This window comes from Methylobacterium brachiatum (assembly GCF_020523825.1).
GTDB lineage: Bacteria > Pseudomonadota > Alphaproteobacteria > Rhizobiales > Beijerinckiaceae > Methylobacterium > Methylobacterium brachiatum.
Map to the genome: position 1 here is coordinate 149,388 of NZ_JAJALK010000008.1, position 24,903 is coordinate 174,290.

At 71.6% G+C, this 24,903-nt stretch carries 27 protein-coding genes; 13 read left to right on the plus strand and 14 right to left on the minus strand.

Annotation, left to right across the window (positions count from 1 at the left end; genetic code table 11):
• The first annotated feature begins 143 nt into the window (after positions 1-143).
• The 4 genes from LGR69_RS18690 to LGR69_RS18705 all read left to right on the plus strand — a co-directional run bounded on the left by LGR69_RS18690 (position 144) and on the right by LGR69_RS18705 (position 3,898).
• Positions 144-554: a MarR family winged helix-turn-helix transcriptional regulator gene (locus LGR69_RS18690; protein WP_230366941.1), complete on the plus strand. Its 411-nt coding sequence runs from the start codon at positions 144-146 to the stop codon at positions 552-554.
• Between the two features lie 29 nt (positions 555-583).
• A complete protein-coding gene (locus LGR69_RS18695) occupies positions 584-1,879 on the plus strand; it encodes an MFS transporter (RefSeq protein WP_122158893.1) in 1,296 nt (431 codons plus the stop codon).
• An 87-nt stretch (positions 1,880-1,966) separates the two neighbouring features.
• Positions 1,967-3,238, plus strand: coding sequence for a multidrug effflux MFS transporter (locus LGR69_RS18700; protein WP_230366942.1), 1,272 nt, complete (start codon positions 1,967-1,969; stop codon positions 3,236-3,238).
• A 129-nt stretch (positions 3,239-3,367) separates the two neighbouring features.
• Positions 3,368-3,898, plus strand: coding sequence for a DoxX family protein (locus LGR69_RS18705; RefSeq protein ID WP_230366943.1), 531 nt, complete (start codon positions 3,368-3,370; stop codon positions 3,896-3,898).
• A 5-nt stretch (positions 3,899-3,903) separates the two neighbouring features.
• Here LGR69_RS18705 and LGR69_RS18710 read toward each other — a convergent pair whose 3' ends face one another.
• On the minus strand, positions 3,904-5,352 hold the full coding sequence (locus LGR69_RS18710) for an MFS transporter (protein ID WP_230366944.1): 1,449 nt from the start codon (positions 5,350-5,352) through the stop codon (positions 3,904-3,906).
• A 206-nt stretch (positions 5,353-5,558) separates the two neighbouring features.
• Between LGR69_RS18710 and LGR69_RS18715 the strand changes: the two genes are divergently transcribed.
• The 5 genes from LGR69_RS18715 to panE all read left to right on the plus strand — a co-directional run bounded on the left by LGR69_RS18715 (position 5,559) and on the right by panE (position 9,769).
• Positions 5,559-6,446, plus strand: a complete 888-nt coding sequence (locus LGR69_RS18715; protein WP_230366945.1) for a DUF3313 domain-containing protein — start codon at positions 5,559-5,561, stop codon at positions 6,444-6,446.
• A gap of 163 nt (positions 6,447-6,609) precedes the next feature.
• Positions 6,610-8,103 carry an IMP dehydrogenase gene (gene guaB / locus LGR69_RS18720; RefSeq protein ID WP_230366946.1) on the plus strand — a complete coding sequence of 498 codons (1,494 nt, stop codon included), beginning with the start codon at positions 6,610-6,612 and terminating at the stop codon, positions 8,101-8,103.
• 11 nt (positions 8,104-8,114) lie between these two features.
• Entirely contained in the window at positions 8,115-8,357 is a 243-nt protein-coding gene (locus LGR69_RS18725) for a hypothetical protein (protein ID WP_230366947.1), read from the plus strand.
• Entirely contained in the window at positions 8,354-8,761 is a 408-nt protein-coding gene (locus tag LGR69_RS18730) for a type II toxin-antitoxin system VapC family toxin (RefSeq protein WP_007568259.1), read from the plus strand. The genes LGR69_RS18725 and LGR69_RS18730 overlap by 4 nt, the downstream gene beginning before the upstream one ends.
• A 63-nt stretch (positions 8,762-8,824) precedes the next feature.
• Positions 8,825-9,769 (plus strand): 2-dehydropantoate 2-reductase, encoded by a 945-nt coding sequence (gene panE, locus LGR69_RS18735; protein WP_230366948.1) that lies wholly within the window; start codon positions 8,825-8,827, stop codon positions 9,767-9,769.
• A gap of 139 nt (positions 9,770-9,908) precedes the next feature.
• Here panE and LGR69_RS18740 read toward each other — a convergent pair whose 3' ends face one another.
• Positions 9,909-10,094, minus strand: a complete 186-nt coding sequence (locus LGR69_RS18740; protein WP_007568255.1) for a hypothetical protein — start codon at positions 10,092-10,094, stop codon at positions 9,909-9,911.
• Between the two features lie 157 nt (positions 10,095-10,251).
• Between LGR69_RS18740 and LGR69_RS18745 the strand changes: the two genes are divergently transcribed.
• Positions 10,252-11,610 carry an RsmB/NOP family class I SAM-dependent RNA methyltransferase gene (locus LGR69_RS18745; RefSeq protein WP_230367021.1) on the plus strand — a complete coding sequence of 453 codons (1,359 nt, stop codon included), beginning with the start codon at positions 10,252-10,254 and terminating at the stop codon, positions 11,608-11,610.
• Between the two features lie 130 nt (positions 11,611-11,740).
• The gene (locus LGR69_RS18750; RefSeq protein WP_230366949.1) at positions 11,741-12,745 is read left to right on the plus strand and encodes an alpha/beta hydrolase; all 1,005 of its coding nucleotides are present in this window, start codon (positions 11,741-11,743) and stop codon (positions 12,743-12,745) included.
• A gap of 8 nt (positions 12,746-12,753) precedes the next feature.
• On the opposite strand, the gene LGR69_RS18755 is transcribed toward LGR69_RS18750, so the two are convergent.
• The 4 genes from LGR69_RS18755 to LGR69_RS18770 form a co-directional block, all read right to left on the minus strand.
• Positions 12,754-13,986 (minus strand): peptide ABC transporter permease, encoded by a 1,233-nt coding sequence (locus tag LGR69_RS18755; RefSeq protein WP_230366950.1) that lies wholly within the window; start codon positions 13,984-13,986, stop codon positions 12,754-12,756.
• Between the two features lie 117 nt (positions 13,987-14,103).
• Positions 14,104-14,628 (minus strand): DUF2937 family protein, encoded by a 525-nt coding sequence (locus tag LGR69_RS18760; protein WP_230366951.1) that lies wholly within the window; start codon positions 14,626-14,628, stop codon positions 14,104-14,106.
• Between the two features lie 66 nt (positions 14,629-14,694).
• Positions 14,695-15,708, minus strand: a complete 1,014-nt coding sequence (locus LGR69_RS18765; RefSeq protein ID WP_230366952.1) for a WD40 repeat domain-containing protein — start codon at positions 15,706-15,708, stop codon at positions 14,695-14,697.
• A complete protein-coding gene (locus LGR69_RS18770) occupies positions 15,705-16,379 on the minus strand; it encodes a YoaK family protein (RefSeq protein ID WP_091860522.1) in 675 nt (224 codons plus the stop codon). Before LGR69_RS18770 ends, LGR69_RS18765 begins: the two co-directional genes overlap by 4 nt.
• Positions 16,380-16,586: 207 nt before the next feature.
• Here LGR69_RS18770 and LGR69_RS18775 point away from each other — a divergent pair, with 207 nt between their 5' ends.
• Both LGR69_RS18775 and LGR69_RS18780 read left to right on the plus strand, forming a co-directional pair.
• Entirely contained in the window at positions 16,587-17,018 is a 432-nt protein-coding gene (locus tag LGR69_RS18775) for a response regulator (protein ID WP_007568241.1), read from the plus strand.
• A 24-nt stretch (positions 17,019-17,042) separates the two neighbouring features.
• On the plus strand, positions 17,043-17,441 hold the full coding sequence (locus LGR69_RS18780; RefSeq protein WP_091859950.1) for a photosystem reaction center subunit H: 399 nt from the start codon (positions 17,043-17,045) through the stop codon (positions 17,439-17,441).
• 138 nt (positions 17,442-17,579) lie between these two features.
• On the opposite strand, the gene LGR69_RS18785 is transcribed toward LGR69_RS18780, so the two are convergent.
• The 8 genes from LGR69_RS18785 to LGR69_RS18820 form a co-directional block, all read right to left on the minus strand.
• Positions 17,580-18,209 carry a DUF2939 domain-containing protein gene (locus tag LGR69_RS18785; protein ID WP_370881356.1) on the minus strand — a complete coding sequence of 210 codons (630 nt, stop codon included), beginning with the start codon at positions 18,207-18,209 and terminating at the stop codon, positions 17,580-17,582.
• Positions 18,210-18,234: 25 nt separating this feature from the next.
• Positions 18,235-18,792: an RNA pyrophosphohydrolase gene (locus LGR69_RS18790; RefSeq protein WP_230366954.1), complete on the minus strand. Its 558-nt coding sequence runs from the start codon at positions 18,790-18,792 to the stop codon at positions 18,235-18,237.
• A 63-nt stretch (positions 18,793-18,855) separates the two neighbouring features.
• The gene (locus LGR69_RS18795) at positions 18,856-20,091 is read right to left on the minus strand and encodes a divergent polysaccharide deacetylase family protein (RefSeq protein ID WP_230366955.1); all 1,236 of its coding nucleotides are present in this window, start codon (positions 20,089-20,091) and stop codon (positions 18,856-18,858) included.
• 174 nt (positions 20,092-20,265) lie between these two features.
• Entirely contained in the window at positions 20,266-21,600 is a 1,335-nt protein-coding gene (locus LGR69_RS18800; RefSeq protein ID WP_007568231.1) for a S41 family peptidase, read from the minus strand.
• Positions 21,600-22,967 carry a murein hydrolase activator EnvC family protein gene (locus tag LGR69_RS18805; protein WP_230366956.1) on the minus strand — a complete coding sequence of 456 codons (1,368 nt, stop codon included), beginning with the start codon at positions 22,965-22,967 and terminating at the stop codon, positions 21,600-21,602. Before LGR69_RS18805 ends, LGR69_RS18800 begins: the two co-directional genes overlap by 1 nt.
• A gap of 6 nt (positions 22,968-22,973) precedes the next feature.
• Positions 22,974-23,468: a 23S rRNA (pseudouridine(1915)-N(3))-methyltransferase RlmH gene (rlmH, locus tag LGR69_RS18810; protein WP_007568227.1), complete on the minus strand. Its 495-nt coding sequence runs from the start codon at positions 23,466-23,468 to the stop codon at positions 22,974-22,976.
• A gap of 312 nt (positions 23,469-23,780) precedes the next feature.
• A complete protein-coding gene (rsfS, locus tag LGR69_RS18815; protein ID WP_007568224.1) occupies positions 23,781-24,131 on the minus strand; it encodes a ribosome silencing factor in 351 nt (116 codons plus the stop codon).
• A 166-nt stretch (positions 24,132-24,297) separates the two neighbouring features.
• A complete protein-coding gene (locus tag LGR69_RS18820; RefSeq protein WP_007568222.1) occupies positions 24,298-24,867 on the minus strand; it encodes a nicotinate-nucleotide adenylyltransferase in 570 nt (189 codons plus the stop codon).
• Between the last annotated feature and the right edge of the window lie 36 nt (positions 24,868-24,903).

The following is a 24,903-nucleotide window of genomic DNA, read 5'->3' on the forward strand; positions in this document are numbered from 1 at the left end:
GCCTGCCGGCGCAGCGATAGCAGGGTGATCCGCCGTGTCGATGACAGGCGGCCGCAATTCCCGGTTCTCGCGTGTCGAACCGGACGAACCGTCAGGCCCGGCTTGTCCGCGCCGAAATACGTGCATATACACGCATCGTGACCATGGATCCTCCGACCGAGCCCTGCACCTGCGTCGCGCTTCGCCAGGCGACCCGTGCCCTCACGGCGTCCTACGACGCGGCCCTGCGCCCGGCCGGGCTGCGGGTGACGCAATTCTCGATCCTGCGCCGCCTGGAGCGGCTCGGACCGACGCCGCTGACCCGGCTGGCCGTCGAGGCGGTTCTGGAGCGGACCACCATGGCCCGCAACCTCGACCCGCTGGAGCGGCGCGGCCTCGTGAGGATTGGGCCGGGCCAGGATGCGCGCGAGCGCATCGTCGTCCTGACGGATCTCGGCCGCGAGGCGGTCGCGGCGGCGACGCCGTACTGGCGGGCGGCCCAGGCCCGGATCAACGCGCAGGTCGATCCCAAAGCCGTCGCCGCCCTGGCGGAAGCCCTCATCGCCGCCTCCTGACCGATCGTCTCGCACCCCGGAGCTTAGACATGGCCGCACCCGTCGAGACGCTTCCCGCGCCCCCCGTGCCGCGCCTGCATTACGCCTGGATCGTGGTCGCGGTGACCTTCCTGGTGCTGCTGATCGGGGCCGGGGTGCGGGCGACGCCGAGCATCCTGATCGTCCCGTGGGAGCGGGAATTCGGCTGGACCGCCGCCACGATCAGCGTCGGCATCGCGCTCAACATCTTCCTCTACGGCATGATCGGGCCGTTCGCGGTGGCGATCATCGAGCGGTTCGGCCTGCGCGCCTCGGTCTGCGGCTCGCTCTTCGTCCTGGCCGTCGGCACGGCCGCCACCAGCCTGATGACGGCGCCGTGGCAGATGGTGCTGCTCTGGGGCATCGTGGTCGGCTCGGGCTCCGGCATGGTCGCCAACGTCCTCGGCGCCACCGTGGCGGGCCGCTGGTTCGGCAAGCGCCGCGGCCTCGTGGTCGGTCTGCTCACCGCGAGCAGCGCGACCGGGCAGCTGATCTTCCTGCCGGCTCTGGCCTCGCTCGCGGTCGGGCAGGGCTGGCGCTCGGTGTCGCTGCTGGTCGCCGCTGTGACCCTGGCCCTGATCCCGGTGGCCGCCCTGTTGCTGCGCGACCGTCCGGCGGATCTCGGCCTGCCCCGCTACGGCGAGACCGCGGTGACCCCGGCGCCCACCTTCACCGAGAACCCCGCCATCCGGGCCCTGCGCGGCCTGCGGACCGGCCTGAAATCCAAGGATTTCTGGCTCTTGTCCGGTACCTTCTTCATCTGCGGCGCCTCGACCAACGGGCTGATCGGCACCCACCTGATCCCGGCCTGCATCGATCACGGCATCGCCGAGGTGACGGCGGCGGGCCTCCTCGCGGTCATGGGCATCTGCGACCTGATCGGCACCACGGCCTCGGGCTGGCTCACCGACCGGTTCGATTCGCGCAAGCTGCTCGCTTGGTATTACGGCCTGCGCGGCCTGTCGCTGATCTTCCTGCCCTACTCGTTCGATCTGAGCTTCTACGGGCTGTCGCTGTTCGCGGTGTTCTACGGGCTCGACTGGATCGCCACCGTGCCGCCCACCGTGCAGCTCGCCGGAAAGTCCTTCGGCGAGGAGAACGCCGCGCTCATGTTCGGCTGGATCGCCGCGTCCCACCAGATCGGCGCCGCCTCGGCCGCCTGGCTCGCCGGCATGGTCCGGACCGATACCGGGAGCTATCTCGGCGCTTTCGTGTCGGCCGGTCTGCTCTGCCTGGTCGCCGCCCTGATGGCGGGCTTCGTCGGGCGCAATCCCCGGGCGCCGGCCCTGCACCCGGTGCCGGCCTGAGCTGCATCGCGCAGGCGCGACGGCCATAAGCGTGCCGCGAAGGGGGCGCCTCGCTCGGGCAATCCCTTCGCAGCACGAGTGCCCATTGTGACAGTCGCGATCCGGCCCAACCCGCCGGTCCACGAAGCGCGCGCCCCGCAGACGCGCTCGGGGCCGGGCTTCACCGAGTTCGTCGCCATCATCGCGCTGATGATGGCGGTAACCGCCATCTCGATCGACAACCTGCTTCCGGCCTTCCCGGCGATCGAGGCCCGGTTCTCCGTGCCCGATCCGAACCGGCTGCAGCTCCTCGTCTACGTGTTCATGGCCGGGTTCGGCGTTGCCCAGCTCGCCTACGGGCCGATCTCGGACACGTTCGGGCGCCGGAAGGTGCTGCTCACCAGCCTGGCGATCTACGTGGTCGGCTGCGGGCTCGCGATGGTGGCGCCGAGCTTCGGCTGGCTGCTGGCGGCCCGAGTCATCCAGGGCATCGGCGCGGCCGGCGGGCGCGTGCTCTCCGTGGCCATCGTGCGCGACCGCTTCGCCGGGCGCGAGATGGCGAGCGTGATGTCGCTCACCATGATGGTCTTCCTGATCGTTCCGATGATCGCCCCGGCGATCGGCGGCCTGATGCTGGCGCTGGGCTCCTGGGTCTACGTGTTCGTCTCAATGCTGGCGCTGGCCTTCTGGCTGACCGTCTGGTTCTCGCTGCGGATGCCGGAGACCCTGCATCCGGAATATCGCCGGCCGCTCTCGCTCGGGGCGACCTGGGACGCGGTGCGCACCACCGTCACGACCCGGGTCTCCATCGGCTACGCCTCGGCGCTCGGCCTGCTCACCGGCTGCATCATGGGCTATGTCGGCTCGGCCCAGCAGGTGTTCGATACCGGCCTGTACCATCTCGGGCCGCTCTTCCCCCTGGCCTTCGGGCTCGTGGCCGGCGCCATGGGGGCGGCGACGCTGATCAACGCCCGGATCGTGCGGCTGCTCGGGATGCGGGCGCTGTCGCATGCCGGCATCATCGCCTTCACGCTGGTGGCGATCGCCCAGGTCGGCGTCGGCCTCGCCTATCACGGCCACCCGCCCCTGGCGGCGTTCCTGACGATCCTGGCGGCGAACCAGTTCCTGATGAGCTTCGCCCTGCCGAACTTCAACGCCCTGGCGCTGGAGCCGCTCGGGGCCATCGCGGGCACGGCCTCGTCGTTCGTCGGCTTCTATACGACGATCCTTGGGGCGTTCTCCGGCTACGTGATCGGCCAGGCCTTCGACGGGACCGTGATGCCGGTCGGGATCGGCTACGCCGCCCTCGGCGGCCTGGCCGTCCTGGTGGTGCTCTGGACCGAGCGCGGCCGGCTGTTCCGGGGCGGGGTCGCGGGCTGAGCATCGTCCCGAAAGGTGGAGGCCGGCTTTCGGACAAAGACGATGCGCCCTTGAAACAGCGGACTTAACCCAGCCTTCAAGAGAATCCGCCACCCTCCGGTCAGCCCTCACAGCCGACCGGATTCGACCATGATCGCCCGCGCCCAGGACGGAACCCTTCTCGCCGCGCGCCTGCTCCTGGCCGCCGCGCTGCTGCCGACCGGGATCGCCCGGGCGCTCAACGTCTCGGGCTTCGCGCTGACGCTCGCCGGCAGCGGCATGCCGTTCCCGAACGGCGTCGCCACCGCCGCCGTGGTGGTGCAGGTTTTCGGTCCCCTGGCCCTGATCCTCGGCGTCCTGCCGCGCCTGACCGGGTTGGCGCTCGCCGTGTTTGCGGCGGTGACGGCGGTGATGCTGCACGCCTTCTGGCAATTCGTCGGGCCGGCGGCGGTGGCCGAGCGGACGCTGATGCTGGCCGATCTCGGCCTGGCGGGCGGCTTCCTGATCTATGCGCTCACGGGCCCGGGCGCCTGGAGCTGGCAGGGCTGGCGCGCCGGGCAGGCGGGCGAACGTCCGGCCCCGCAGCGCGCGCCGGCCAAGGCCGCCGGCAAGAGCTCACCCGCCCGCGGTGCCGGCGCCAAGAAGGCCGGCGGACGCGCCCCGGCCCGCGCCGCAGCCTGACCGTCTCAGCTCGCCCGGGGCTTCAGCTTGGGCGAGGCCGGCGGGGTCGCGGAGACCATCCGGCGGCCGGAGATCTCGGCGCCGGCATCGGGCGTCAGCTTGCGGAAGGCCAGCACGGAGAGGGCCGACAGCACGGCGACCGCGAAGAAAGCCGGCCCGAAATCGCCGGCCTCGATCCGGGTCCGGCCATGGAGCCCGGCGGTGCCCTCCAGCGCCAGCGCGCCCAGGGTGACCCCAAGGCTCAGCGACAGCTGCTGGCAGACGCTGGCGAAGCTCGTGGCCGCGCTCATCTCCCGGGATTCGAGGTCGGCATACGCGATGGCGTTGACGCAGGTGAACTGCACCGAGCGCGAGCAGCCGCCGATGAACAGCAGCGCGATCATGATCCAGTGCGGCGTGTCGGCCGTATAGAGCCCGTTCACCGCCAGGAAGGCCGAGGCCAGCACGGCATTCGAGACCATCACGGTGCGAAAGCCGAGGCGGCGCAGGATCTTGGGTGCCAGGGCCTTCACGAACATCGCCCCGGCCGCCGCCGCGAAGGTGATCAGCCCGGAATGCAGGGCGTCGAGCCCGAACCCGACCTGCAGCATCAGGGGCAGCAGGAACGGGATCGCCCCCGTCCCGACCCGGAACAGGCTGCCGCCGAGGATCGCGACCCGGAAGGTCGGGCGGTTCATCAGGTCGAGCCGCACGATCGGGTGGGCGACCCGCCGCGCATGGACGAAGTAGAGCGGCAGCAGCACCGCGCCCGCCGCCAGGCATCCCCAGGACACCGAGGCGGGCAGGAGGTGGCGCCCCATCGAGGCGAGCCCCAGCATCAGGGCGGCGAGGCCGGTGCCGAGCAGGAAGAAGCCGGCGATGTCGAGCGGCGGCCGCTCCGGCTCGCGGATGTCCTCGAAGTAGAGGCTGGCCAGCACGATCCCGGCGCAGCCGATCGGCAGGTTGATGAAGAAGATCCAGCGCCAGTCGAACCAGGTCGTGATCAGCCCGCCGAGTGGCGGCCCCATCACCGGGCCGACCAGGGCCGGGAAGGTCAGGTAGGCGAGCGCGGTCACGAGCTGCGATTTCGGAACGCTGCGCAGCACCACGAGGCGGCCCACCGGCACCATCATGGCGCCGCCCATGCCCTGGAGGAACCGCGCGGCCACGAACCAGGCCAGGCCGTTGGCGGCCGCGCAGGCCAGCGACCCGATCATGAACACGACCAGCGCGGCCCGGAACACCGTGCGCGAGCCGTAGCGATCGGCCATCCAGCCGCTCACCGGGATGAAGATCGCTAGGCTGACGAGATACGAGGTCAGCGCCAGCTTCAGGGCGATCGGATCCTCGCCGAGGCTCGTCGCGATGCTGGGCAGCGCCGTGGCGATCACCGTGGAATCGGTGTTCTCCATGAACAGGGCGGTCGCCACCGTCAGGGGGACGATCCAGAACGGTTTTTGGGTCGGGGCGGGCATCGGACAGCAGACGCGTAGCGCGCCGGGACGGTTGCACGGCGGGGCCGCGATCTCGCACGGTCGTGTTTCGCGCCTGTATCCGCAACGCAACAGGGGTTGCATCGTGACCGAACACCACCTTTTGTGCGGGTGGTCCAATGGCTACGTTTGCGACGAGCGGTCTTCCGGCCGTCGATACCGGCGCGGTGCCGGCCACGAGACAATCGATGCAGCCCAGTCCGAGTAAGCGCCGTTCCCTGTCGCGGATCGCCGTCGCCGTCGCGCTCCTGTCGACGGTCGCGGCCTGCGGCACCGTGCTGCTGAACGATCGCGGTTCGCTCACGCGCTACGACCGGCTGAAGGCGAGCAGCGCGGTGGCCTCGGCCTCGCGGCTCTACGTGGACCGTCCGGCTCTGGCCAAGGCCCGCACCGTGCGGATCATCCCGACGGCGTTCCACGCCGATGTCGAGGGCGCGGCGCCGCTGACGCAAGTCGAGCGCCGCCTGATCGCCAACGCCGCCGACCGGGCGCTCTGTTACGACCTGTCGCTGCGCTACGACATCGTGGCCGGCCGCGACGCCGACCTGACCGTGCGGGCGCAGGTCACCCGGGTGGAACCCACCGACCTCCTGGGTGCCGGAGCCACCATCGCGGGCTCGGCCGGCGTCACGGTCGCCTCGCAGCTCGGGCTGAGCGTCGCCGAGGGCGTCGGCCGCATCCCGATCCCGCGGATCCCGATCGGCCTCGGCAGCCTCACGGTCGAGGCCGAGGCGCTGGACCGTCGCCGCGAGCAGCGCGCCGCGATGGTCTGGGGCGGGGCCGCGAACTCGTTCACCAGCCAGCCGCGCTTCTCCCGCGCCAGCGACGCCTACGACCTCGCGGGCGAGTTCGGTCAGGATTTCGGCTTCATGCTCGCCACCGGCGACGATCCGTTCAACGCCCCGAACACCCTGCCGACCTGGGACCGCATCCGGGTGACCACGCTGGGCGAGGCGCCCCTGGACCCGGATTGCGAGGCCTTCGGCCGGGCGCCGGGCATCGACGGCATCCTGGGCGACTATGTCGGCCTGCCGCCGGAATACACCGACAAGGGCCCGACCCCCGCGCCGCGCTGAGCCGCGCCGCTGTCACGAAAAAGCGGGGGAGCCATGCGCGATTTCCCCCCGCGGCGCGGCGACGGCGCATTGGCGCGGCCGCGGACCCCATGATACTGGCACTTGCCAACCCGATCCCGCTGCGCACCCCCTCACAGCGCGGCCGTCCGAGGAAAGTTGGCACATGGCCCGAGTAGATTCCGCAACGATCATCGAGGGCCTGACCTTCGACGACGTGCTCCTGCGGCCCGCCGCCTCCTCGGTAATGCCGACCGAGGTCAACGTCGCGACGCGGCTCACCCGCACGATCCCCCTGAACCTCCCGATCCTCGCTTCCGCGATGGACACGGTCACCGAGGCGCCGATGGCCATCGCCATGGCGGCCAACGGCGGGATGGGCGTGATCCACCGCAACCTGGAGCCGCCGGAGCAGGCCGAGCAGGTCCGTCTCGTGAAGAAATACGAGTCCGGCATGGTGATGAACCCGATCACCATCCACCCGGACGAGACGCTGGCCGACGCCTTCGAGGTGATGAAGCGCAACCGGATCTCCGGCATCCCGGTGGTCGAGCGCGGCCCCAACGGTTCCCGGGGCAAGCTGGTCGGAATCCTGACCAACCGCGACGTGCGCTTCGCCACCAACTCCGCCCAGCCGGTGGCCGAGCTGATGACCCGGGACCGGCTGATCACCGTCCGCGAGGGCGTGACCCAGGACGAGGCCAAGCGCCTGCTGCACCAGTTCCGGATCGAGAAGCTGCTGGTGGTCGACGACCATTACCGCTGCATCGGCCTGATCACCGTCAAGGACATCGAGAAGCGCGTCACCTACCCGTTCGCCGTCAAGGACGAGCAGGGCCGCCTGCGGGTCGCCGCCGCCACCACAACGGGGGACAGCGGCTTCGAGCGGGCCGAGCGCCTGATCGATGCCGGCTGCGACGTGATCGTGGTCGACACCGCCCACGGCCACTCGATCAAGGTGCTCGACGCCGTCGCCCGGGTGAAGCAGCTCTCCAACGCCGTCCAGGTGATCGCCGGCAACGTCGCCACCCGCGAGGGCGCCAAGGCCCTGATCGATGCCGGCGCGGACGCCATCAAGGTCGGCATCGGCCCGGGCTCGATCTGCACGACCCGCATCGTGGCGGGCGTCGGCGTGCCCCAGCTCACCGCCCTGATGGAGGCCGTCGAGGCCGCGGGCGAGGCCGACATCCCGGTCATCGCCGATGGCGGCATCAAGTATTCCGGCGACCTCGCCAAGGCGATCGCGGCCGGCGCCTCGGTGGCGATGCTCGGCTCGCTGCTGGCGGGCACCGACGAGGCCCCCGGCGAGGTGTTCCTGTACCAGGGCCGCTCGTACAAGTCGTACCGGGGCATGGGCTCGGTGGGCGCCATGGCCCGCGGCTCGGCCGACCGCTACTTCCAGGCCGAGGTCAACGACACCCACAAGCTCGTGCCCGAGGGCATCGAGGGCCAGGTCCCCTACAAGGGCCCGGTGGGCAACGTCCTACATCAGCTCGCCGGCGGCCTGCGCGCCGCGATGGGCTATGTCGGCGGCGCGACCATCCCGGACTTCCAGGAGCGCGCGCAGTTCATCCGCATCACCAATGCCGGCCTGCGCGAGAGCCACGTCCACGACGTGACCATCACCCGCGAGAGCCCGAACTACCCGTCGCGGACCTGACAGGAAGTCTCATGACCGAACCGAGCTGGATATCGCTCGCACGGCACAGGCCCGTTTTCGATCTGCCGCGCGACGATCTCGGCGGCCGCTCGGACGCGGGCCTGCGTCATCGGCAGGAGGACGGCCTGAAGGAGACGAACGACCTTCAGGCCTCCGACGCCGTGGCTTTGGTCCGCACGATCAGGGCGAAAGCTCTTCGCCAGCCGCTGCCCGACAGTACACCGATGATCAGGGCTGACCGAGACGGACGATGATCGTCATCGATGCCTGCGTCGCCGTGAAGTGGTTCCTGCCGGAGCCGCAGAGCGATCTGGCGGAGGCGGTGCTGATGGAGGATGAGGTCCGGATCGCGCCCGAGCATGTTCTGGTCGAGGTCGGGAACACGCTCCTGGGCGCTCACCGAGCCAACGCGATCACGCTCGACCATGCGCGCGCGGCAATCTCGGCGTTGGAGAAGCTGATTCAGCTTCGCCCCATCCATGAGATCGCGGACGCTGCGTTGCAGATCGCCAGTGTCATCGGATGCACCCACTACGATGCGCTCTATGTCGCTGCCGCGGGCCGATGGGATGCCGCGCTCGTGACGGCGGACGCCAGACTGGTACGGCAACTACAGGCCGCGCCGTGGAACGGTGCTGTCCGCCTTCTCGGAGCTTGATCTGACGCCCACGCTCCATCACGAAACCGAACGCCGATAAACATTTCCGCTCGGAGATTTGAGATGCGCACGCTGATCGTCGGAGCCGGGGCGACCGGCGGCTATTACGGGGCGCGGCTCGCGGAATCGGGGGCCGACGTGACCTTCCTGGTCCGGCCGGCCCGGGCCGAGAAGCTGGCGGCGAACGGGCTGGTGCTGCGCTCGCCGCTCGGCGACCTGCATCTGGCCGCCCCGCCCACCGTCACGGCCGATACCTTGGCACAGGCCGGGGCGTTCGACCTCGTGCTGCTGTCGTGCAAGGCCTACGACCTCGACAGCGCCATCGCCGACCTGGCGCCCGCGGTGGGGCCGCAGACTGCGATCCTGCCTCTGCTCAACGGGATGTCCCATCTCGACGCGCTCGATGCCACGTTCGGTCCGGAGCGGGTGCTCGGCGGCTCCTGCGCCATCGCGGCGACCCTCGCGCCGGACGGGGCGATCCGGCACATGAGCGAGCTGTGCAGCATCACCTACGGCGAGCGGGACGGATCGCGCTCGGCTCGGATCGAGGCGATCGACGACCTGATGCGCGGGCTCAAGTTCCAGGCTCGCCTCAGCGACGTGATCCTTCAGGAGATGTGGGAGAAGTGGGTGTTCCTCGCCACGCTGGCGGGGGCGACCACCTTGATGCGCGCCGCCGTCGGCGACATCGTGGCGGCGCCCGGCGGCGCGGCCTTCGTCGCTGCCTTGCACACCGAATGCACGGCGGTCGCAGCGGCGAGCGGCTTCGCGCCGCGCGGCGTGGTCGCCGAGCGGGCGCGGGCGCAGCTCACGGCCGCGGGCTCGACCTTCACCGCCTCGATGCTGCGTGACATCGAGAATGGCGGCCGGATCGAGGCCGACCACGTCATCGGCGACCTGATCGACCGCGGGCGGCGGCTCGCGCCGGAGGCAGCCTTCCCGATGCTCGAGCAGGTCTATGCCGGGCTCAAGGCCTACGAGGCCCGGCGGGCGCGGGAAGCGGCCTGAGGGGGCGGCGCAGCCACCTCGAAGGAGCCCTCCAGGGATCGCACGGCTGGCTGGAGGCCTCCTTCGAGGCGGCTCCGCTGCGCTCCGGCGCCTCAGGCTGAGCGCTCCGGGCGGATCAGCCTGAGTTCGACGCCCGATCTCAGTAGCGGCCGGGCGGCGGCGGGGGCGGGTTGCCGTATTCGAGTTGCGTCTTGGCATCCACCGGCCGGCGCGGCGGCGGGGTGAGGTCGGGGGCGGCGGCCGGGGCGCTCGCACAGGCGGCGAGGCTGGCGGCGACGAGGCCGGCAAGGATGCCGGAAAGCGTGACGCGAACGACAGAAGACATGAGCTGAGGCACTCCCGGCCATGCCCCCGGGGCGGAACGCACTGGCCCGCAGCGGGAGGATGCCATACGACACGGGCGAGCCCCGCGCCGCGGGACCGCCCACGATCCGGTCTGAACCGGGATCGTGCTGGAAGCTCGGCCGTACCGTGGCGGCATCGTGGGCCAAGCGTGGCCGTTTCGCGTCGGCCTCGACGCAGTCAAAAGGATCCGGACCCTGACCCCCGCCGCCCGTTGCTCCGCCGCCATCGAAGTCCTGACCGATATCGCGGAGCGCCGCCGCCCGGCCGCCGACGCGCTGAAGGATTGGGGCCTGGCGCACCGCTTCGCCGGGTCCGGCGACCGGGCCGGGATCGCCAGCCTGGTCTACGACGCCCTGCGCCGTCGGGCCTCCGCCGCCTGGATCATGGGTTCGGACGCGCCGCGCGCCGTGCTGATCGGCTCCCTGCGGCTGCAGCAGGGTCTCGCCGCGGCGTCCGTGGCGGCCCTGTTCTCCGGCGAGCGCTTCGCCCCGGCGCCGTTGAGCGACGACGAGCGTGGCCGCCTCGAATCCGGCACCCTGGAAGAGGCCCCGCCCGAGGTCGCGGGCGACGCCCCGGCCTTCGTCCTGCCCGAGCTCACGGCCGCGCTCGGCGGCGACCTCATCCCCGAATTGAAGGCGCTCGCCCGGCGCGCGCCCCTCGACATCCGCGTCAACGCCCTGCGCGGCGGCCGCGACGACCTGATGCCGGCGCTGGAAGCCCACGGGGCCGCCCCGACCCCGCATGCCCCGATGGGCGTGCGGATCCCGATCGGCGCCGACGGCCGCGGCCCGGCGCTTCATGTCGAGGCCGAGTTCCTCGACGGCTGGTACGAGATCCAGGACGAGGGCTCGCAGCTCGCCGCCCTGCTGGCCGATCCGCAGGCCGGAGAGACCATCGTCGACCTCTGCGCCGGCGGCGGCGGCAAGACCCTGGCGCTGGCCTCCCAGACCCGCAACGGCGCGCGCCTGATCGCCACCGACGGCGATCCGCGCCGGCTCGCGCCGATCCACGACCGCCTGCGCCGGTCCGGTGCCGCGGCCGAGGTGCGCACCCCGCGCAGCGGCAAGGCTCGGGCCGACGTGCTCGAGGATCTCGACGGCACGATCGACCGGGTGCTGGTCGACGCGCCCTGCACCGGCTCGGGGACCTGGCGGCGCAACCCGGATGCCAAGTGGCGGCTGCGCCCCGGCAGCCTGGCTTTGCGCGTCGCCGAGCAGAGCCAGGTGCTCGACCGGGCGGCCAAGCTGGTCCGGCCCGGCGGCCGGATCGTCTACATCACCTGCTCGCTCCTGCCCGCGGAGAACGACGCCGCCGTGGCCGGCCTGCTGTCGCGCTGGCGCGGGCGCTTCGACGCCGTCCCGACCGAGTCGGTGCTGGCGGCGGGACCGCCGGGCCTCGCCTCGGCCGTCCGCCAGACCGCGCACGGCCTGCAGATGACGCCGCTGCGGACCGGGACCGACGGGTTCTACGTCTCCGTGATCACTCGGCGCAGCTGAGAGCGCGCCGCTCCGGAACCGCCCCCGCGCCCTGTGACGTTGGGCGAGGGATGTTTCAGGAGAGCACCATGCCCGAGCCCGTCCGTCCCGCGCCCCGGGCCCGGTCCTGAGCGACGCCCGGGACCGGTTCATGCATCTCGACCGCCGCCTGCTGCTCGCAGGCCTGAGCACGCTTCTCGGCCTGCGCGCCGCCAAGTCTCAAGAGAAACCGCCGGAGCCGGCGCCGCACGAGGCGATCCGCGCCCTGCCGCGCTCGCTGCCGGGAGCCGATCTCCAGGTCATCGACCTGTGGCCCGGCGAGCCGCCGGGGGGCGGCAGCGGGCCCGATTCGGATGGCTACCGCTACGTCGAGGGCGTCTTGGGCGACGTCACCCGAGTCCAGAAACCCTGCCTGCTGGCGATGCGGCCGGCCAATCCCAACGGCGCGGCGATCATCGTGGCGGCCGGGGGCGGCTACCAGTTCATCGCGCTGGGCAACGAGGGCGTGCCGGTCGGGCGCGTCCTGAACGCGGCCGGCATCACGGTCTTCCTGCTGGTCTACCGCCTGCCCGCGGAGGGTTGGGGCGCGGGCCCCGACGCGCCGCGGCAGGACGCGCAGCGGGCCCTGCGGCTGGTGCGGGCGCGGGGCGCGGAATACGGCGTCGATCCGGCCCGGGTCGGCGTGCTCGGCTTCTCCGCGGGCGGGCACCTGATGGGCGAGACCGCGGTGGGCACCGCCAACGACCTCTACGCGCTGGTGGACGAGGCCGACGCGCAGCCGGTGCGACCGGTGCTCGCTGGACTGATCTACCCGGTCATCACCATGCGCAAGCCGTTCGACCGCACCGCGACGCGCCGGATCCTGGTGGGCGACGAGGTCACCCCGTTCGAGATGAAGACCTATTCGGTGGACCTCCAGGTCGGGCCTGAAACGCCCCCGACCTTCCTGGTCCAGGCGATCGACGATCCGGTGGCGGTGGCCGACCATCCGCTGCTGATGTTCACGGCGCTCCGCAAGGCGCGGGTGCCGGCGGAGCTGCACCTGTTCGAGCGCGGCGGCCATGGATTCGGGCTGGGCGCGCCGGGCACCCCCGCCGCCGCCTGGCCGGGCCTCTTCCTAGCCTGGATCCGGCTACACGGTTTCCTGAACCGGTGACCTGAGGATTACTCCTCGCGCAGCCGATGGAGCTTTGCCACCTTCGGGCGGCTGGTGCGGAACTGGCCACGCTCCACCGCCACGAACACCACAACGGCGATGGCGATGATGCTGAGCCACCAGATCGCCGTCAGCCCGACCCCGAGGCAGGCCACCGTGAAGGCGGCGGCGAAGCAGCCCATCGCCCCCGGGATCAGGGCTGGGATGTCCCGGCCGCCCCGGCGGATCGAGGCGTAGAGCGCGAAGGCGGCGGCCAGCGCGCCGACGATGCCGAGCTCGTACCAGAACTCGAACAGGGCCGTGGTCGGCGCGTTCACCGGCAGCAGCCCGACGAGGCGCCCGCGCAGGGCCGTCTCGAAACCGTGGCCGGTGATGAGCCGCACCGGATCGGTGGTCACGACCTTCTGCCAGCTCTTGAGCGACAGCACCGCGGGCGAGAGCGGCCCGAGCAGGGCGGCGCCGACCGGGCGGGCCAGGAACGGCAGCAGCGGCGCGACGGCCAGCAGCGCGGCCGAGATCGTCGCGGTGAGCATCACGCCGAGCTTCGGGCGGTAGCTCGTCACGGCGAAGGCCAGCGCGCCGACCGCCAGGGCAGCGATCTGCGTGACGTCGGGCTGGACCGTCAGCGCCAGGGCGACCAGCAGGGCGAGACCGAGCGCCTCGCGGTCGCGCCGCCGGGACCGGAGCCAGGCTAGAGCCGGCCAGACCAGCAGGATCAGCAGGATCAGGCCGCGGTCGAGGGCGCCGTCGTCGTCGATCCCGGGCGGCGCCAGGTGGGCGCCGAACAGCCCGAGCACGATCGCCACGATCGAGCCCGCGACCACCCCCAGCGGCAGTAGATAGAGGTTGGCCGAGCGCATCCGGTCGGGCAGGGCGAAATAGCCGAGCAGGGCCAGCCCGATCGTGGCCGCGAGATTCGCGAGGCGTTCCACCGCCGGCCCGAGGAACGGCGTCCAAGTCAGCGACAGGACCGACCACAGTACCACCAGCATGCCGGCGAGGAAGGCCGGCGCGGTGAGCAGCCGGGTGACGGCCGGGCGCACCGGGCGCTGGCGCCGGTCGATCGCGCTGGCGATGATCAGCAGCACCACGGCGATGGGCGCCAGGATCACAGTCGCGCGCCGGGCGACCTGGGCCAGCACCGGCAGGATCACGAACAGCCCGAAGAAGCCGATGCGCCGCAGCAGGGCGGCGGCGTCGAGCGCCGGATCGATCGTGGTGGGGTTCGACGCGCGGGGCATCTTGCGCCTTCTGCCGGACCGAGGCGGCCGGATCACGCTCGATACGCAAGCTCCGCGCAAGCCGCTGTAGACCCTGAGCAACACTCCCGGGTCCGCGCGCGCCGAGCCGACGGCGGTTCAGGCCGTCCGGGTCGTCGTGCGCGGGCGCCGGCGCACCAGCCGCAGGCCGAGATCCGACAGGACGCGCGCGCCGCCCCAGGCGGTCAGGAACCCGATCAGGCCGGCGGCGAGACCGTCGGCGCTGGTCGGAACCGCGGGGCTGAAGTCCCGGTAGGCGGCTTGCGCCACCGGCACGTCGGGGTCGCGCAGCATCGCCACCACCTTGCCGAGCGGGCTCGTCGCCGAGGTCAGGGCCTGCTGCTGGGCGCTCAGCTGGGCAAGCCGGGCGATGTCGGCCTGGGCGGCCTCGCCCCGCCGGGCGACGAGCTGGTCGGGATTGGTGCGCAGCCGGTCGACCGCGCCCTCGCGGGTCGTGCCGGAAGCCTGCGCGTCCGATTCGAGCACCGCCACCTGCCGGCGCAGCTCGTCGACCGCGCCGCCGAGCCGCTGGGCGTATTGCTGCGCGAATTCAGGGGCCTGGGCGGCAACGACGCCGCCGAGCAGGCCGAGGGCGAGGCCGAAAGTGCGGAACACGCGGAACACGTCAGACCCTCCGGTTCGAGACGGGGCGCAGCCTGACCGATGGGCTGCGGCCAAAGACCAAGACGATCAGGCCGGCAGGGTCAGCAGGCCGGCCTGGCCGTCGGCGCAGCCGAACAGCATGCGGTTGCCGCGCGCGTCCCAGGCGAGCGCCGTGATCCCGCTGCCCTGCACCGCCCGCCGCACCAGCAGCTCGGAGGCGTCGGTGAAGCGCACCAGCAGGATGCAGCCGTCCTCGTAGCCCACCGCCAGGACCGGCGCCTTCGGGTGGAACGCCACCCGCGACACCCGGGCCGGCCGGACGCCGCATTCCCGCGGCGCCTTGCCGGTGGGGCCCTCCTTGGAATCGAACGGCCAGACGATCGCCGCCTCGGCACCGCCGGTGGCGAGCCAATTGCCGTCCGACGACCACGACACCGACCGGACCTTGCCGGGATAGCCCGACATCCGCATGTGGCCGCGATCCGGCTGCAGGCGCCAGCCGTGCAGGGCATTCTCCTGCATGGTCGAGACGACGAAGCGGCCGTCCGGCGACCAGGTGACGTCGATATGCGAGCCCTTCCAGCTGACCACCTCGGCGGGGGTCTCGAGATTCGGGTACCAGAGGCTCACGCCGTTGTAGTGGGCGACGCCGAGCCGGTAGCCCTTCGGGGCGAAAACCAGGCCCCGGGCCGTGGACGGGGCCGTGAAGCTCTTCTCCCGGCCCTTGGCGTCCCGGGCGACGACCGCGCGACCCGCGGACCAGGCGACGGACCCGTCCGGGTGCAGCGCCAGCGCGTCGATCCAGGCGCCGCCCTTCGCGGCGCCGAGTTCCTGCGTCGCTCCATCGGCCCGGATCTCGACCACGCGGCCGTCGTCGCCGCCGGTGACCAGGCGGTCCGGGCTTCCGGCCGCCACCAGGATCCCGCTGTCGGGATGGGCCGCGATGCGCGCGAGGCCGTCTCCCCGCATCAGGGCGACGGTGCCGTCGCCGAGCGCCAGGGCCGGAGCCTCCTTCAGGAAATGCGCCGCGACCACGTGGGCGCCCGCCTCCAGCGGGGCGACGTGGTCGGTGAGGGACGGATGGCTGACGGAACTGCTCATGGAGACTCGACCTTCGGGGCCCGCGCGCCGGCGCGCAGGACCAGGAACGCGGTGATGAGCGCGAGCACCCCGGAAACCGCTGCCGGCGCGATCAGGGCGTAGAGGGCAAACGCGTCGTAGGCCAGGGCCCCCAGCAGGGCCCCCAGCAACAGGGACAACCAGACCAGCCCGTCGCCGATCCAACCGAGCGGGTCGCCCGTGCGGGTGAGCGCCTTGGCGATCTTCTGGCCGAGGCTGAACAGGGCACCGGTGACGAAGGTGGTGCCGGCGCGAAACCCCTGCACCTGCGCCAGCACGGCGTTCTGCGCCCCCATGGCGACGGCCACGAAGAACGCGGCGAGCCCCAGCTCGGGCGTGGCCAGGCCCAGCGCCAGGCCGCCGAGGATCAGCAGCGATTCGTAGGCGAGCACCACCGGGGTGCTCCAACGCGTCGGCACCAGGATCGCGAGCCCGCTGCCCAGGACCGAGCCGGTCAGAAAGGCCGCGATCAGGATCGCCGGCAGCAGCATCTTGTGCAGGTTCGCCTCGGCGCCGAAGACCGCGAGCTGCGTGGTGTTGCCGCTCATGAACGAGGTGTAGAGGCCGCCGAGCCGCACGAAGCCCAGCGCATCGACGTATCCGGCGAGGCCCGTGAGGAGCAGGCCGGTGCCCAGCTGCCAGGACCGGTTCACGGATCCGCCCTCCCGATGCATCGCGGTAACGCACCGTTAACCATTTCGGAGCCTCCGTTCACCTGCGCCGGGGCGGGGTTAACGGGCCGTGCACCAAGTCCGAGCAATTCGATGCAATCACGGCGAACGCCGGGGCGCAGGGGCCCGTTGCTCCTTCGATCCGGCACGGGGCTACCGCGCCCCCGCCGGGTGAGTGGGAGTTGCGTCATGATGCCGTTCGCCGCCGCCTTCGCCTGCCCGTCCATGCCCGCCCTGGACCCGGCCGCCGCGACCATCCTCGTGGTCGAGGACGAGCCGACCGTCTGCGAGCTGGCCGCCGAGGCGCTTCTCGAAGAGGGTTATCGGGTGCTCACCGCCGCGGATGCCTGGGAGGCCGAGGCGATCCTGGCACGGGAGAGCGTGGACATGCTCTTCACCGATATCGACCTCGCCCGCAACACGAACGGCCTGGCGCTGGCGCGCCGCGCCCGCAGCGTCTGCCCGGACCTGCCTGTCATCTACACGTCCGGCGGTCGTGCCTGCCTGTCGGCCGCCGACGCCGTCTCCGAATCGGTGTTCGTCCCGAAGCCGTACCGGCCCAGCCAGCTCGTCGCGCTCACGAACGACATCCTGCGCACCGCGCACCACCATCACGCCTGAACCCCACCCCCAAGGATTCCCGCCATGCGGCGCCCCCTCATCGCCACCGGTCTCGCCCTCGCCCTCACGGCCGCCGCCCTGCCGGCCCGGGCCGCGTGCGACGTGAAGGGCGCCCAGATCGAGGAGGGGATCGCCGCCAAGAAGGAACTGCAGGCGGACGCCAATGCCCAGACGGTGCGCGACCTGCGCACGCTGCGCGACGCGGCGATCGTGCTGGAGACCTACAAATTTCCGGGCGAGTGCGAGGTGCTGCTCGGCATCGCGAAGTCGCTCCTGGCCAACCCCGACAAGACGATCGTGCAGGGCGGCGACACCGACGAGGACGAGGCCGAGAGCTTGGTCGAAGCCCGCAAGCCCAAAGCAAAAGCACCGGTGGACGAGAAGACACCGGCCGCCAAAGCACCGGCCGCGAAGCCGGATTGAGCGGGGGTAAGCCCGCGCACCGACGATCGACGATTGTCCCGACAGCACCTCAGGATGAGGAAGCGGCTCGGGTTTCGGGGGGCAGCCGTCGCGGATTGAGTTCGTCGCTCCGCGACCCTCACGCGCCGGAAAGCGCCGCTACTTCTCTTCCCCGGCGCTCGCTCCGAGCTTGGCCCGGGCCAGCGCCCGGCCGAGCTTGGCGGCGATCTGGGCGCGCAGGATGTCGGCCATCTCGATATCGACGAGCCGCCAGCTCAGGCCGCGCAGCCGCAGCCGGATCCGGGTACGCTCGGCCCGGGGGGCCTCGGGCGGGATCGGGATCACCACGGCCCGGAAGCCGCGCATCTCCAGGGACGTGTAATAGGGCAGGAGCCGGCCGGTGCTGCCGATCGCCAGGCCCTCCGGCTTGAGGTCGGCGGGGCGCTCGATGTCGAGCTTGTCCGGCCAGCCATTGTCGAGCAGGTCCATGACCGTCTCGGGCGTGACCAGGGTCTCGGCCAGCGCCAGGGCGAGGCCGTAGGCGACGTCGTTGAGGCGCTGCCGGTCGCGGGGCTCGAGCTCCAGGTCGGTGTCGGAGGCGGCCCGCACCGCCCCGGTGATCTGGCGGACCAGGGACAGACGCAGCGTCCGGAAATTCACGTGGCTCTCGATATAGGCCACGTCGTGCCGGCGCACGGCCTGCGCGAGATCGTAGAGCGACCAGAGCGGGCTCACCGTGAAGGCGAGCCACGCCAGAGCGAGTGCGAGCGGGATCGCGAGCCAGCGCACCACCGTTACGATCCCGTCCGCGGCGTCACGGCCGGCTTGTCCCAGTCTCGGCCGCCCAGCCCGCGAGGCCGGCGAACGCCTCGACCACGCGCTCGTAGACCGGGCGCTTGAACGGCACGATCAGGTCCGGCAGTTCGGAGAAGCGCGCCCAGCGCCAGGCATCGAACTCGGCCTTGTGGGCGCCGCCGCCGGGGCTCAGCACGTCGATTAGGTCCTCGCTGCCGAGGAAGCCGTAGGCGAACCATTTCTGGGTCTGGCCGCGATAGCGTCCCTGCCAGGCCTGCTTCATCACGGCCGGGGGCAGGTCGTAGGCGAGCCAGTCCGGGATCTCGCCCAGCAGCCGCACCGCGTCCGGCGGCACGTTGGTCTCCTCGTAGAGCTCACGGCGGGCGGCCATCTCGGGATCCTCACCGGGATCGATGCCGCCCTGCGGCATCTGCCACATATACGGGCCGGCGACGTGCTCCGGGCCGGCATCCTTGGTCCGGCGCCCGACGAAGACGCCGCCCGAAGGCGCGATCAGCGCGACGCCGACGCATGGGCGATAGGGCAACGCGGCGCCCGGATCAGAATCTGTGGTCATCGCCGGCGACCATAGGTCAGGCGCAAGTCGCGCGGCAACGCCGCCGGCCGGGAATGCGCGCGGTCAATTGGCGACGCTGACCCGCTTCTCCGGCGCGCCGCGCAAGGCGACGCTCGCCGGCACGAGGCGGATGCCGCGGGTGTCGAGATCCTTTGCCCAGCGGGCGATCCGGTCGACGCTGAGCGCCGCGCCGCTGGCCGAGACCAGGGCGAAGCCGCTGGCCCGGGCGCGCGCCTCGGCCTGGGCGAGCGCGGCATCGATGGCGTCGGCGCGGGGCACCGCGTCGAGGACGAGCTCCGCCCGGGCCAGCGGGGTGCGGCCCTTGTTGGCCGGCGCGGGCTTCGGGCCGGTGCCGTCGTCGAGGAAGCCGAGGCCGCGGGTGCCGATCTCGCGCAGGACCGGCTCGAAGGCCGGGTCGGCCATCATCTTGGCGCCCATGAAGTTCGCCACGCCGACATAGCCGGGGAAGCGGGCGAGCGACCAGGCGAGGCGGTCGGCATTCTCCAGGCCCTTCAGGGCGGTGAGCAGGGTCTGGGGACCGGGGTCGCTGTCGGGATAGTCGAACGGCTCCATGGGCAGCTGGAGGAAGACCTCGTGGCCGGCATCGCGGGCCCGGGCGGCCGAGCGTTCGGCCTCGGCGCCGTAGGGCAGGAAGGCGAGGCTGACGGCGGCGGGCAGGCGCACGGTCGCGCCGGCGGTGGCGGCCTGGCCGACGCCGAGGCCGGTCACCAGGATGGCGATCCGCGGGCCGGTGCCGGGCTCCTCCGCCCGGGCATAGACGTCGAGGGCGCGGACCCGGCCCTCGCCGAGCTTCGGCATGATGCCGTGGCGGCCCTGCTCGCTGATCCGCGGGTCGGGCGCCGCGGCGAGCCGGGGCGCGTTGGCCGGCGGCACGCGGATCACCACGGCCTCGCTCGGGCCCGAGCCCGGGGGACGCACCACGGTCACGCCCGAGGCGGTCTCGATCTCCTCGGCGCTGCGCTGCTGCGAGCCGCCGGCATTGACCACCACCGGCCCCGGGGACTCCGGGACCGCCGCGACCGGCGCCGGGGCAGGGCGCGCCAGCGGCTCGCGCAGGGTGATCGCGACCTCGACCCGCGGCTCGCCGCCCTGCGGGTCGCCCAGAGCCAGCACCAGCCCGCAGGCCGCGAGCAGGCCGCCGGCGATCGCGCCCGCCGCGACCTTCGGCCGGCGCAGGGGCGCGACCAGGCGCGCGAACCGGCCCAGGGGCCGTTCCGGCGCTCGCGCCTCCGGCACCCCGAGGGGGCGCGTGAGGATATCGTCGGTGGGTTCGGTCAAGCGGCACTCGATGCGGATGCGCGTCCCACGCCCGATAGCAGCGGCGCGAATCCCGGCGATCATTGCCGGCCGGTATGGTTAATCTTCCGCTAACGCCCCGATCGGCCACGAAAAACCCCGCCCGGCCCATGGGCCGGACGGGGTCGTGTCGGGATTTCACTCAGGCAGAAGGGATCAGTTCGGCACGCTCGGCTTCGCCGGCGCCTGGGTGCCGTTGGCGGCGCCCTTCTGGATGCCGTGAAGGAAGTCGATCGCCGAGAGGAGCTGCTTGTCCTTGGCCGGATCCGGCGGGATGTAGGCGGAGGAGCCGCCGCGCTCGTCGGTATCCTTCTGCTTCAGGTGGCCCTTCAGCCCGGCCTCGCCCTTGGTCTCGTCCTTGCCCTTCAGCTCGTCGGGCACGTCCTGCAGCACCTCGACGTCGGGCTCGATGCCCTTCGCCTGGATCGAGCGGCCGGACGGCGTGTAGTAGCGCGCCGTGGTGAGACGCAGGGCGCCGGAGCCGCCGAGCGGGATGATCGACTGCACGGAGCCCTTGCCGAAGGAGCGGGTGCCCATAATGGTCGCGCGCTTGTGGTCCTGCAGGGCGCCGGCCACGATCTCGGAGGCCGAGGCCGAACCGCCGTTGACCAGCACAACCACCGGCTTGCCCTTGGTCAGGTCGCCGGCCTTGGCCGAGAACCGCTGAGTCTCGTCGGGGTTGCGGCCGCGCGTCGAGACGATCTCGCCGCGGTCGAGGAAGCCGTCGGAGACCATCACGGCCTGGTCGAGCAGGCCGCCCGGGTTGTTGCGCAGGTCGACCACGTAGCCCTTGAGCTTGTCGGCGCCGATCTCGCTCGAGAGCTTCTCGATCGCCGCTCGCATGCCGTCGAAGGTCTGCTCGTTGAACTGGGTCAGGCGGATATAGGCGACGTCGCCGCCCTCCACCTTCGAGCGGACCGGCTTGATCTTGATCACGTCGCGGGTGAGCGTGACGTCGATCGGATCCTTCGACTCCTTGCGGGAGATCTTGAGCTTCACGCTCGAATTCACCGGGCCGCGCATCTTGTCGACCGCCTGGTTCAGGGTCAGGCCCTGGACCTGGTCGTCGTCGATCTGGGTGATGATGTCGTTGGCCAGCAGGCCCGCCTTGGCGGCCGGGGTGTCGTCGATCGGCGTGACGACCTTGATCAGGCCGTCTTCCATGGTGACCTCGATGCCCAGCCCGCCGAACTCGCCGCGGGTGGTGGTCTGCATGTCACGGAACGCCTTGGCGTCCATGTAGCTCGAATGCGGGTCGAGCGAGGTCAGCATGCCGTTGACGGCGGCCTCGATCATCTTCGACTCGTCGGGCTTCTCGACGTAGTCGGTGCGGACCTTCTCGAAGACGTCGCCGAACAGGCTGAGCTGGCGATAGGTCTCGGCCGAGGCGGCCACCGCCCGCGGTCCCGACAGGAAGTCGGTCTGGGTCGCCACCATGGAGGTGCCGGCACCCAGGAAGGCGCCGAGCATGATCAGGGATGTCTTGCGCATCAGCCGCGAACCTTCTCGCCAAGTATCTTATCACTGGGGCTCTTCGCCCACCACGGCTCCGGATCGACGGAGCCGCCATCCTTCTTGAACTCGACGTAGAGGGTCGGCTCACCGTCGGACCCGGGCGAGCCCGCGCTACCCTCGCCCATGCTGCCCACGGGTTCCCCCGCGAGTACGAACTGGCCGACCTCTACGCTAATCTGATCCATCCCCGCCAGCAGAAGATAGTAGCCATCGCCCGCGTCGATGATCAAGAGACGCCCATAGGACCGGAACGGCCCGGCGAATTTGACCCAGCCATCCGCCGGCGAGGAGACCAGCGCCTTCGGCCGGGTCGTGAAGGACACGCCGCGCGTGATCCCGCCATTGCCGTCGGGCTGGTTGAAGCCCCGCATCAGCCGTCCGCTGACCGGCCGCGGCACTTCGCCCCGCGCCTCGGCGAAATGCACCTTCGGGGCCAGCCGCGCCGGGTCGCGGAAGCCCGCCGCGGCGAAACGCTCCTGCGTCACCCGGGCCTCGCGCTCGGCGGCCGCCTTGGCCTCCTCGGCCGAGCGCTTGGACGCGGCGACCTCGGCCTCGGTGCGGTCGAGCAGGTCCTTCAGCGATTTCGCCTGGGCGCCGAGCTCGGCCGCGCGTCGGCGCTCCGCGGTCAGGCCGCTCTCGACCTCCGCCTGCCGGGCACGCCGGGCGGTCACGAGGGCCTGGAGCCGCTGCTGCTCGCGGGCCCAGCCGGCGAGGTCGTTGGCCAGCCCCTCCTTGTCCTGCGCGATCAGGCCACGCAGGCGGATCATCTCGGCGAGGTCCGCGGCCAGGGTGTCGACCTCGCCGCGCAGCTCCGGAACCACGGCGCCGAGCAGCATCGAGGTGCGGATCACCGCGAGCACGTCCTCCGGGCTCACCAGCACGGCCGGGGGCGGCCGCCGGCCCATCCGCTGCAAAGCCGCCAGGATCTCGGCGACGATGCCGCGGCGGGCATGCAGCGAGCGCCGGATCGCGGCCTCGCTCTCGGTCATCGCCTTGAGCCGCTCTTCCAGGCGGCTCAACCGGTCTTCGGTGGCCTGGGCCTGGCGCCCCGCATCGAGGAGGGCGCTGTCGAGCTTGGCCCGGTCCGAGCCGATGGCGGCGATCTCGGCCTCGAACTGCGCGCGCTGGCCGGCGCTGGCGGCGAGCGCGTCTTGGACCCGCTTCAGGTTCTCGGCCCGCCGCTCGCGCTCCTCGGTGGCGCGCTGGATTTTTTCCGCGTCGGCATTGGGAGCGGGATCCTCGGCGCGCGATGGTCCGCCCGAGCAGGCCAGGGCGATCAGAACGAGAGCGCGGAAGGCCGATCGCTGGATCGAGACGCCACGGGCTGCACCATCACACTGCACGGCGTCTCAGCCCGGCTCGCCGCGGTGATACGGATGGCCGGCCAGGATGGTCAGGCTGCGATAGATCTGTTCCAGGGCGAGCACGCGCACGAGTCCATGGGGCAGGGTGGCGGCCCCGAACGACAGGATCAGCTCCGCCTTCGTCCGAATTGAGGCATCGAGGCCGTCCGGCCCTCCGATCGCGACCATCAGCGCCGGCCGACCGGCATCGCGCCAGCCGGCGATCCGCTCGGCGAGGGCTTCGCTGGCGATATCCGACCGTCCCCGCTCGTCATAGGCGACCAGCACCCCGCCGGGCGGCAGATGCGTCAACAGGGCGGACGCCTCCTCGGCGCAGCGGTCCGGCGCCCGGCGGGCCCGAGATTCGACGATCTCGACGCTGTCGCAGGCGGGAAAGCCGAGCCCGCGGCCGAGCTGCGCGGCGCGGTCGCGGTATCGTGACGCGAGTTCACGCTCCGGGCCAGCCTTCAACCGGCCGATGGCTGCCAGGACGAGGCGCACGGGGCAGGGAATCTCTCGCTGTTTCGGGACGGGTTCGATGAGGCTTGCCCCAACCCTGACCCTCATCCCGAGGTGTGAGCGAAGCGAGCCGCGAAGGAGCCCTCCCGCCGGCCGCGCGATCCCTGGAGGTCTCCTTCGAGGCCTCCGCTGCGCCGCAGCACCTCAGGATAAGGGGGGTAGGTGGGACAGATGTTGCCCCGCCGTCATTGCGAGCGCAGCGAAGCAACCCAGGGCAGCGCGCGATCTCTCGACGTCGCGCCCCCGCCGGATTGCTTCGCTGCGCTTGCAATGACGGTGTAGGTCGGGCGACCGCTAATCCGCCGCCAGGCCCACCGGGCGATCCGCGCCCCACATCTTCTCGAGATTGTAGAAGCCGCGCACTTCCGGGCGGAAGATGTGGACGAGCACGTCGCCGGCATCGATCAGCACCCAGTCGCAGGCCGGCATGCCCTCGACCCGGGCATTGCCGTAGCCGCGATTCTTCATCTCCTGGATGAACTTGTCGGCGATCGAGCCGACATGGCGCTGCGACCGGCCGGAGGCGATGATCATCGTGTCGGCGAGCGAGGTCTTGCCCGCGAGGTCGATCGCGATCGTCTCCTCGGCCTTCATCTCGTCGAGGCACGAGAGGGCGAGCGCCTTCAGGTCGTCCGAGCGCGCCATTCCGGGCTCTTCCGGAACGGGGGCATGTGTGCGGATGGTCTCCGTGCGAATGGTCTCGGGCAGCGTCCTGATTCCTCGTGATGTCGCGCCGCCCTCTCAGGGTTCGCGAACCGGTATGAAATTGGCTGTATCGTGCGACGATTGCAACTGCGTCGCATTCGAGCCCTCAGCGTCCCCGTTTGCCGTTGCGGATCTGGGTCGAGGACAGGGGCGACCGCGGTCCGTGGAGGAACACCCAGGCCGGGGGTGGGCGCGTCGGCAAAGTATGGGCCGCCGCCTCGGGGATCCGGGCCCCGGCCAGCCTGTGGGCGGCCCGGGCGCTGAGCGGCGTCATGGTGAAACCCGGCCGGTCGATGATCGCGATCGGCACGAGCCGGGCGATCTCGGCGAATCCCTTCCAGCGGTGGAAATTGCCGAGCGAATCCGCCCCCATGATCCAGACGAACTGCACGCCGGGGCAGCGGCGGGTCAGGTAGCGCAGGGTCTGGACCGTGAAGCGCACACCCAGCGCCGCCTCGATGCCGGTCACCGCGATGCGCGGATGGCGGGCGATCTCCCGGGCCTGGGCGCAGCGCGCCTCCACGGAGGGCAGGGCGATCCGGCTCTTGAGCGGGTTGCCGGGGCTCACCAGCCACCACACCCGGTCGAGCCCGAGCCGGCGCAGAGCCGTCACGGTGACGTGGCGGTGGCCGCGATGGGCCGGGTTGAAGGATCCGCCGTAGAGGCCGATCCGCATGCCGGGCGCGCTCGGCGGCAGGATCAGCCGCACGCC

Bases quoted from the DNA above. Each gene is read 5' to 3' on its own strand.
- LGR69_RS18690 (WP_230366941.1), top strand. From the start codon at position 144: ATGGATCCTCCGACCGAGCCCTGCACCTGCGTCGCGCTTCGCCAGGCG.
- LGR69_RS18695 (WP_122158893.1), top strand. From the start codon at position 584: ATGGCCGCACCCGTCGAGACGCTTCCCGCGCCCCCCGTGCCGCGCCTG.
- LGR69_RS18705 (WP_230366943.1), top strand. From the start codon at position 3,368: ATGATCGCCCGCGCCCAGGACGGAACCCTTCTCGCCGCGCGCCTGCTC.
- LGR69_RS18710 (WP_230366944.1), bottom strand. From the start codon at position 5,352: ATGCCCGCCCCGACCCAAAAACCGTTCTGGATCGTCCCCCTGACGGTG.
- LGR69_RS18715 (WP_230366945.1), top strand. From the start codon at position 5,559: ATGCAGCCCAGTCCGAGTAAGCGCCGTTCCCTGTCGCGGATCGCCGTC.
- guaB (WP_230366946.1), top strand. From the start codon at position 6,610: ATGGCCCGAGTAGATTCCGCAACGATCATCGAGGGCCTGACCTTCGAC.
- LGR69_RS18725 (WP_230366947.1), top strand. From the start codon at position 8,115: ATGACCGAACCGAGCTGGATATCGCTCGCACGGCACAGGCCCGTTTTC.
- LGR69_RS18730 (WP_007568259.1), top strand. From the start codon at position 8,354: ATGATCGTCATCGATGCCTGCGTCGCCGTGAAGTGGTTCCTGCCGGAG.
- panE (WP_230366948.1), top strand. From the start codon at position 8,825: ATGCGCACGCTGATCGTCGGAGCCGGGGCGACCGGCGGCTATTACGGG.
- LGR69_RS18740 (WP_007568255.1), bottom strand. From the start codon at position 10,094: ATGTCTTCTGTCGTTCGCGTCACGCTTTCCGGCATCCTTGCCGGCCTC.
- LGR69_RS18750 (WP_230366949.1), top strand. From the start codon at position 11,741: ATGCATCTCGACCGCCGCCTGCTGCTCGCAGGCCTGAGCACGCTTCTC.
- LGR69_RS18755 (WP_230366950.1), bottom strand. From the start codon at position 13,986: ATGCCCCGCGCGTCGAACCCCACCACGATCGATCCGGCGCTCGACGCC.
- LGR69_RS18765 (WP_230366952.1), bottom strand. From the start codon at position 15,708: ATGAGCAGTTCCGTCAGCCATCCGTCCCTCACCGACCACGTCGCCCCG.
- LGR69_RS18775 (WP_007568241.1), top strand. From the start codon at position 16,587: ATGATGCCGTTCGCCGCCGCCTTCGCCTGCCCGTCCATGCCCGCCCTG.
- LGR69_RS18780 (WP_091859950.1), top strand. From the start codon at position 17,043: ATGCGGCGCCCCCTCATCGCCACCGGTCTCGCCCTCGCCCTCACGGCC.
- LGR69_RS18790 (WP_230366954.1), bottom strand. From the start codon at position 18,792: ATGACCACAGATTCTGATCCGGGCGCCGCGTTGCCCTATCGCCCATGC.
- LGR69_RS18800 (WP_007568231.1), bottom strand. From the start codon at position 21,600: ATGCGCAAGACATCCCTGATCATGCTCGGCGCCTTCCTGGGTGCCGGC.
- rsfS (WP_007568224.1), bottom strand. From the start codon at position 24,131: ATGGCGCGCTCGGACGACCTGAAGGCGCTCGCCCTCTCGTGCCTCGAC.
- LGR69_RS18820 (WP_007568222.1), bottom strand. From the start codon at position 24,867: ATGCGGATCGGCCTCTACGGCGGATCCTTCAACCCGGCCCATCGCGGC.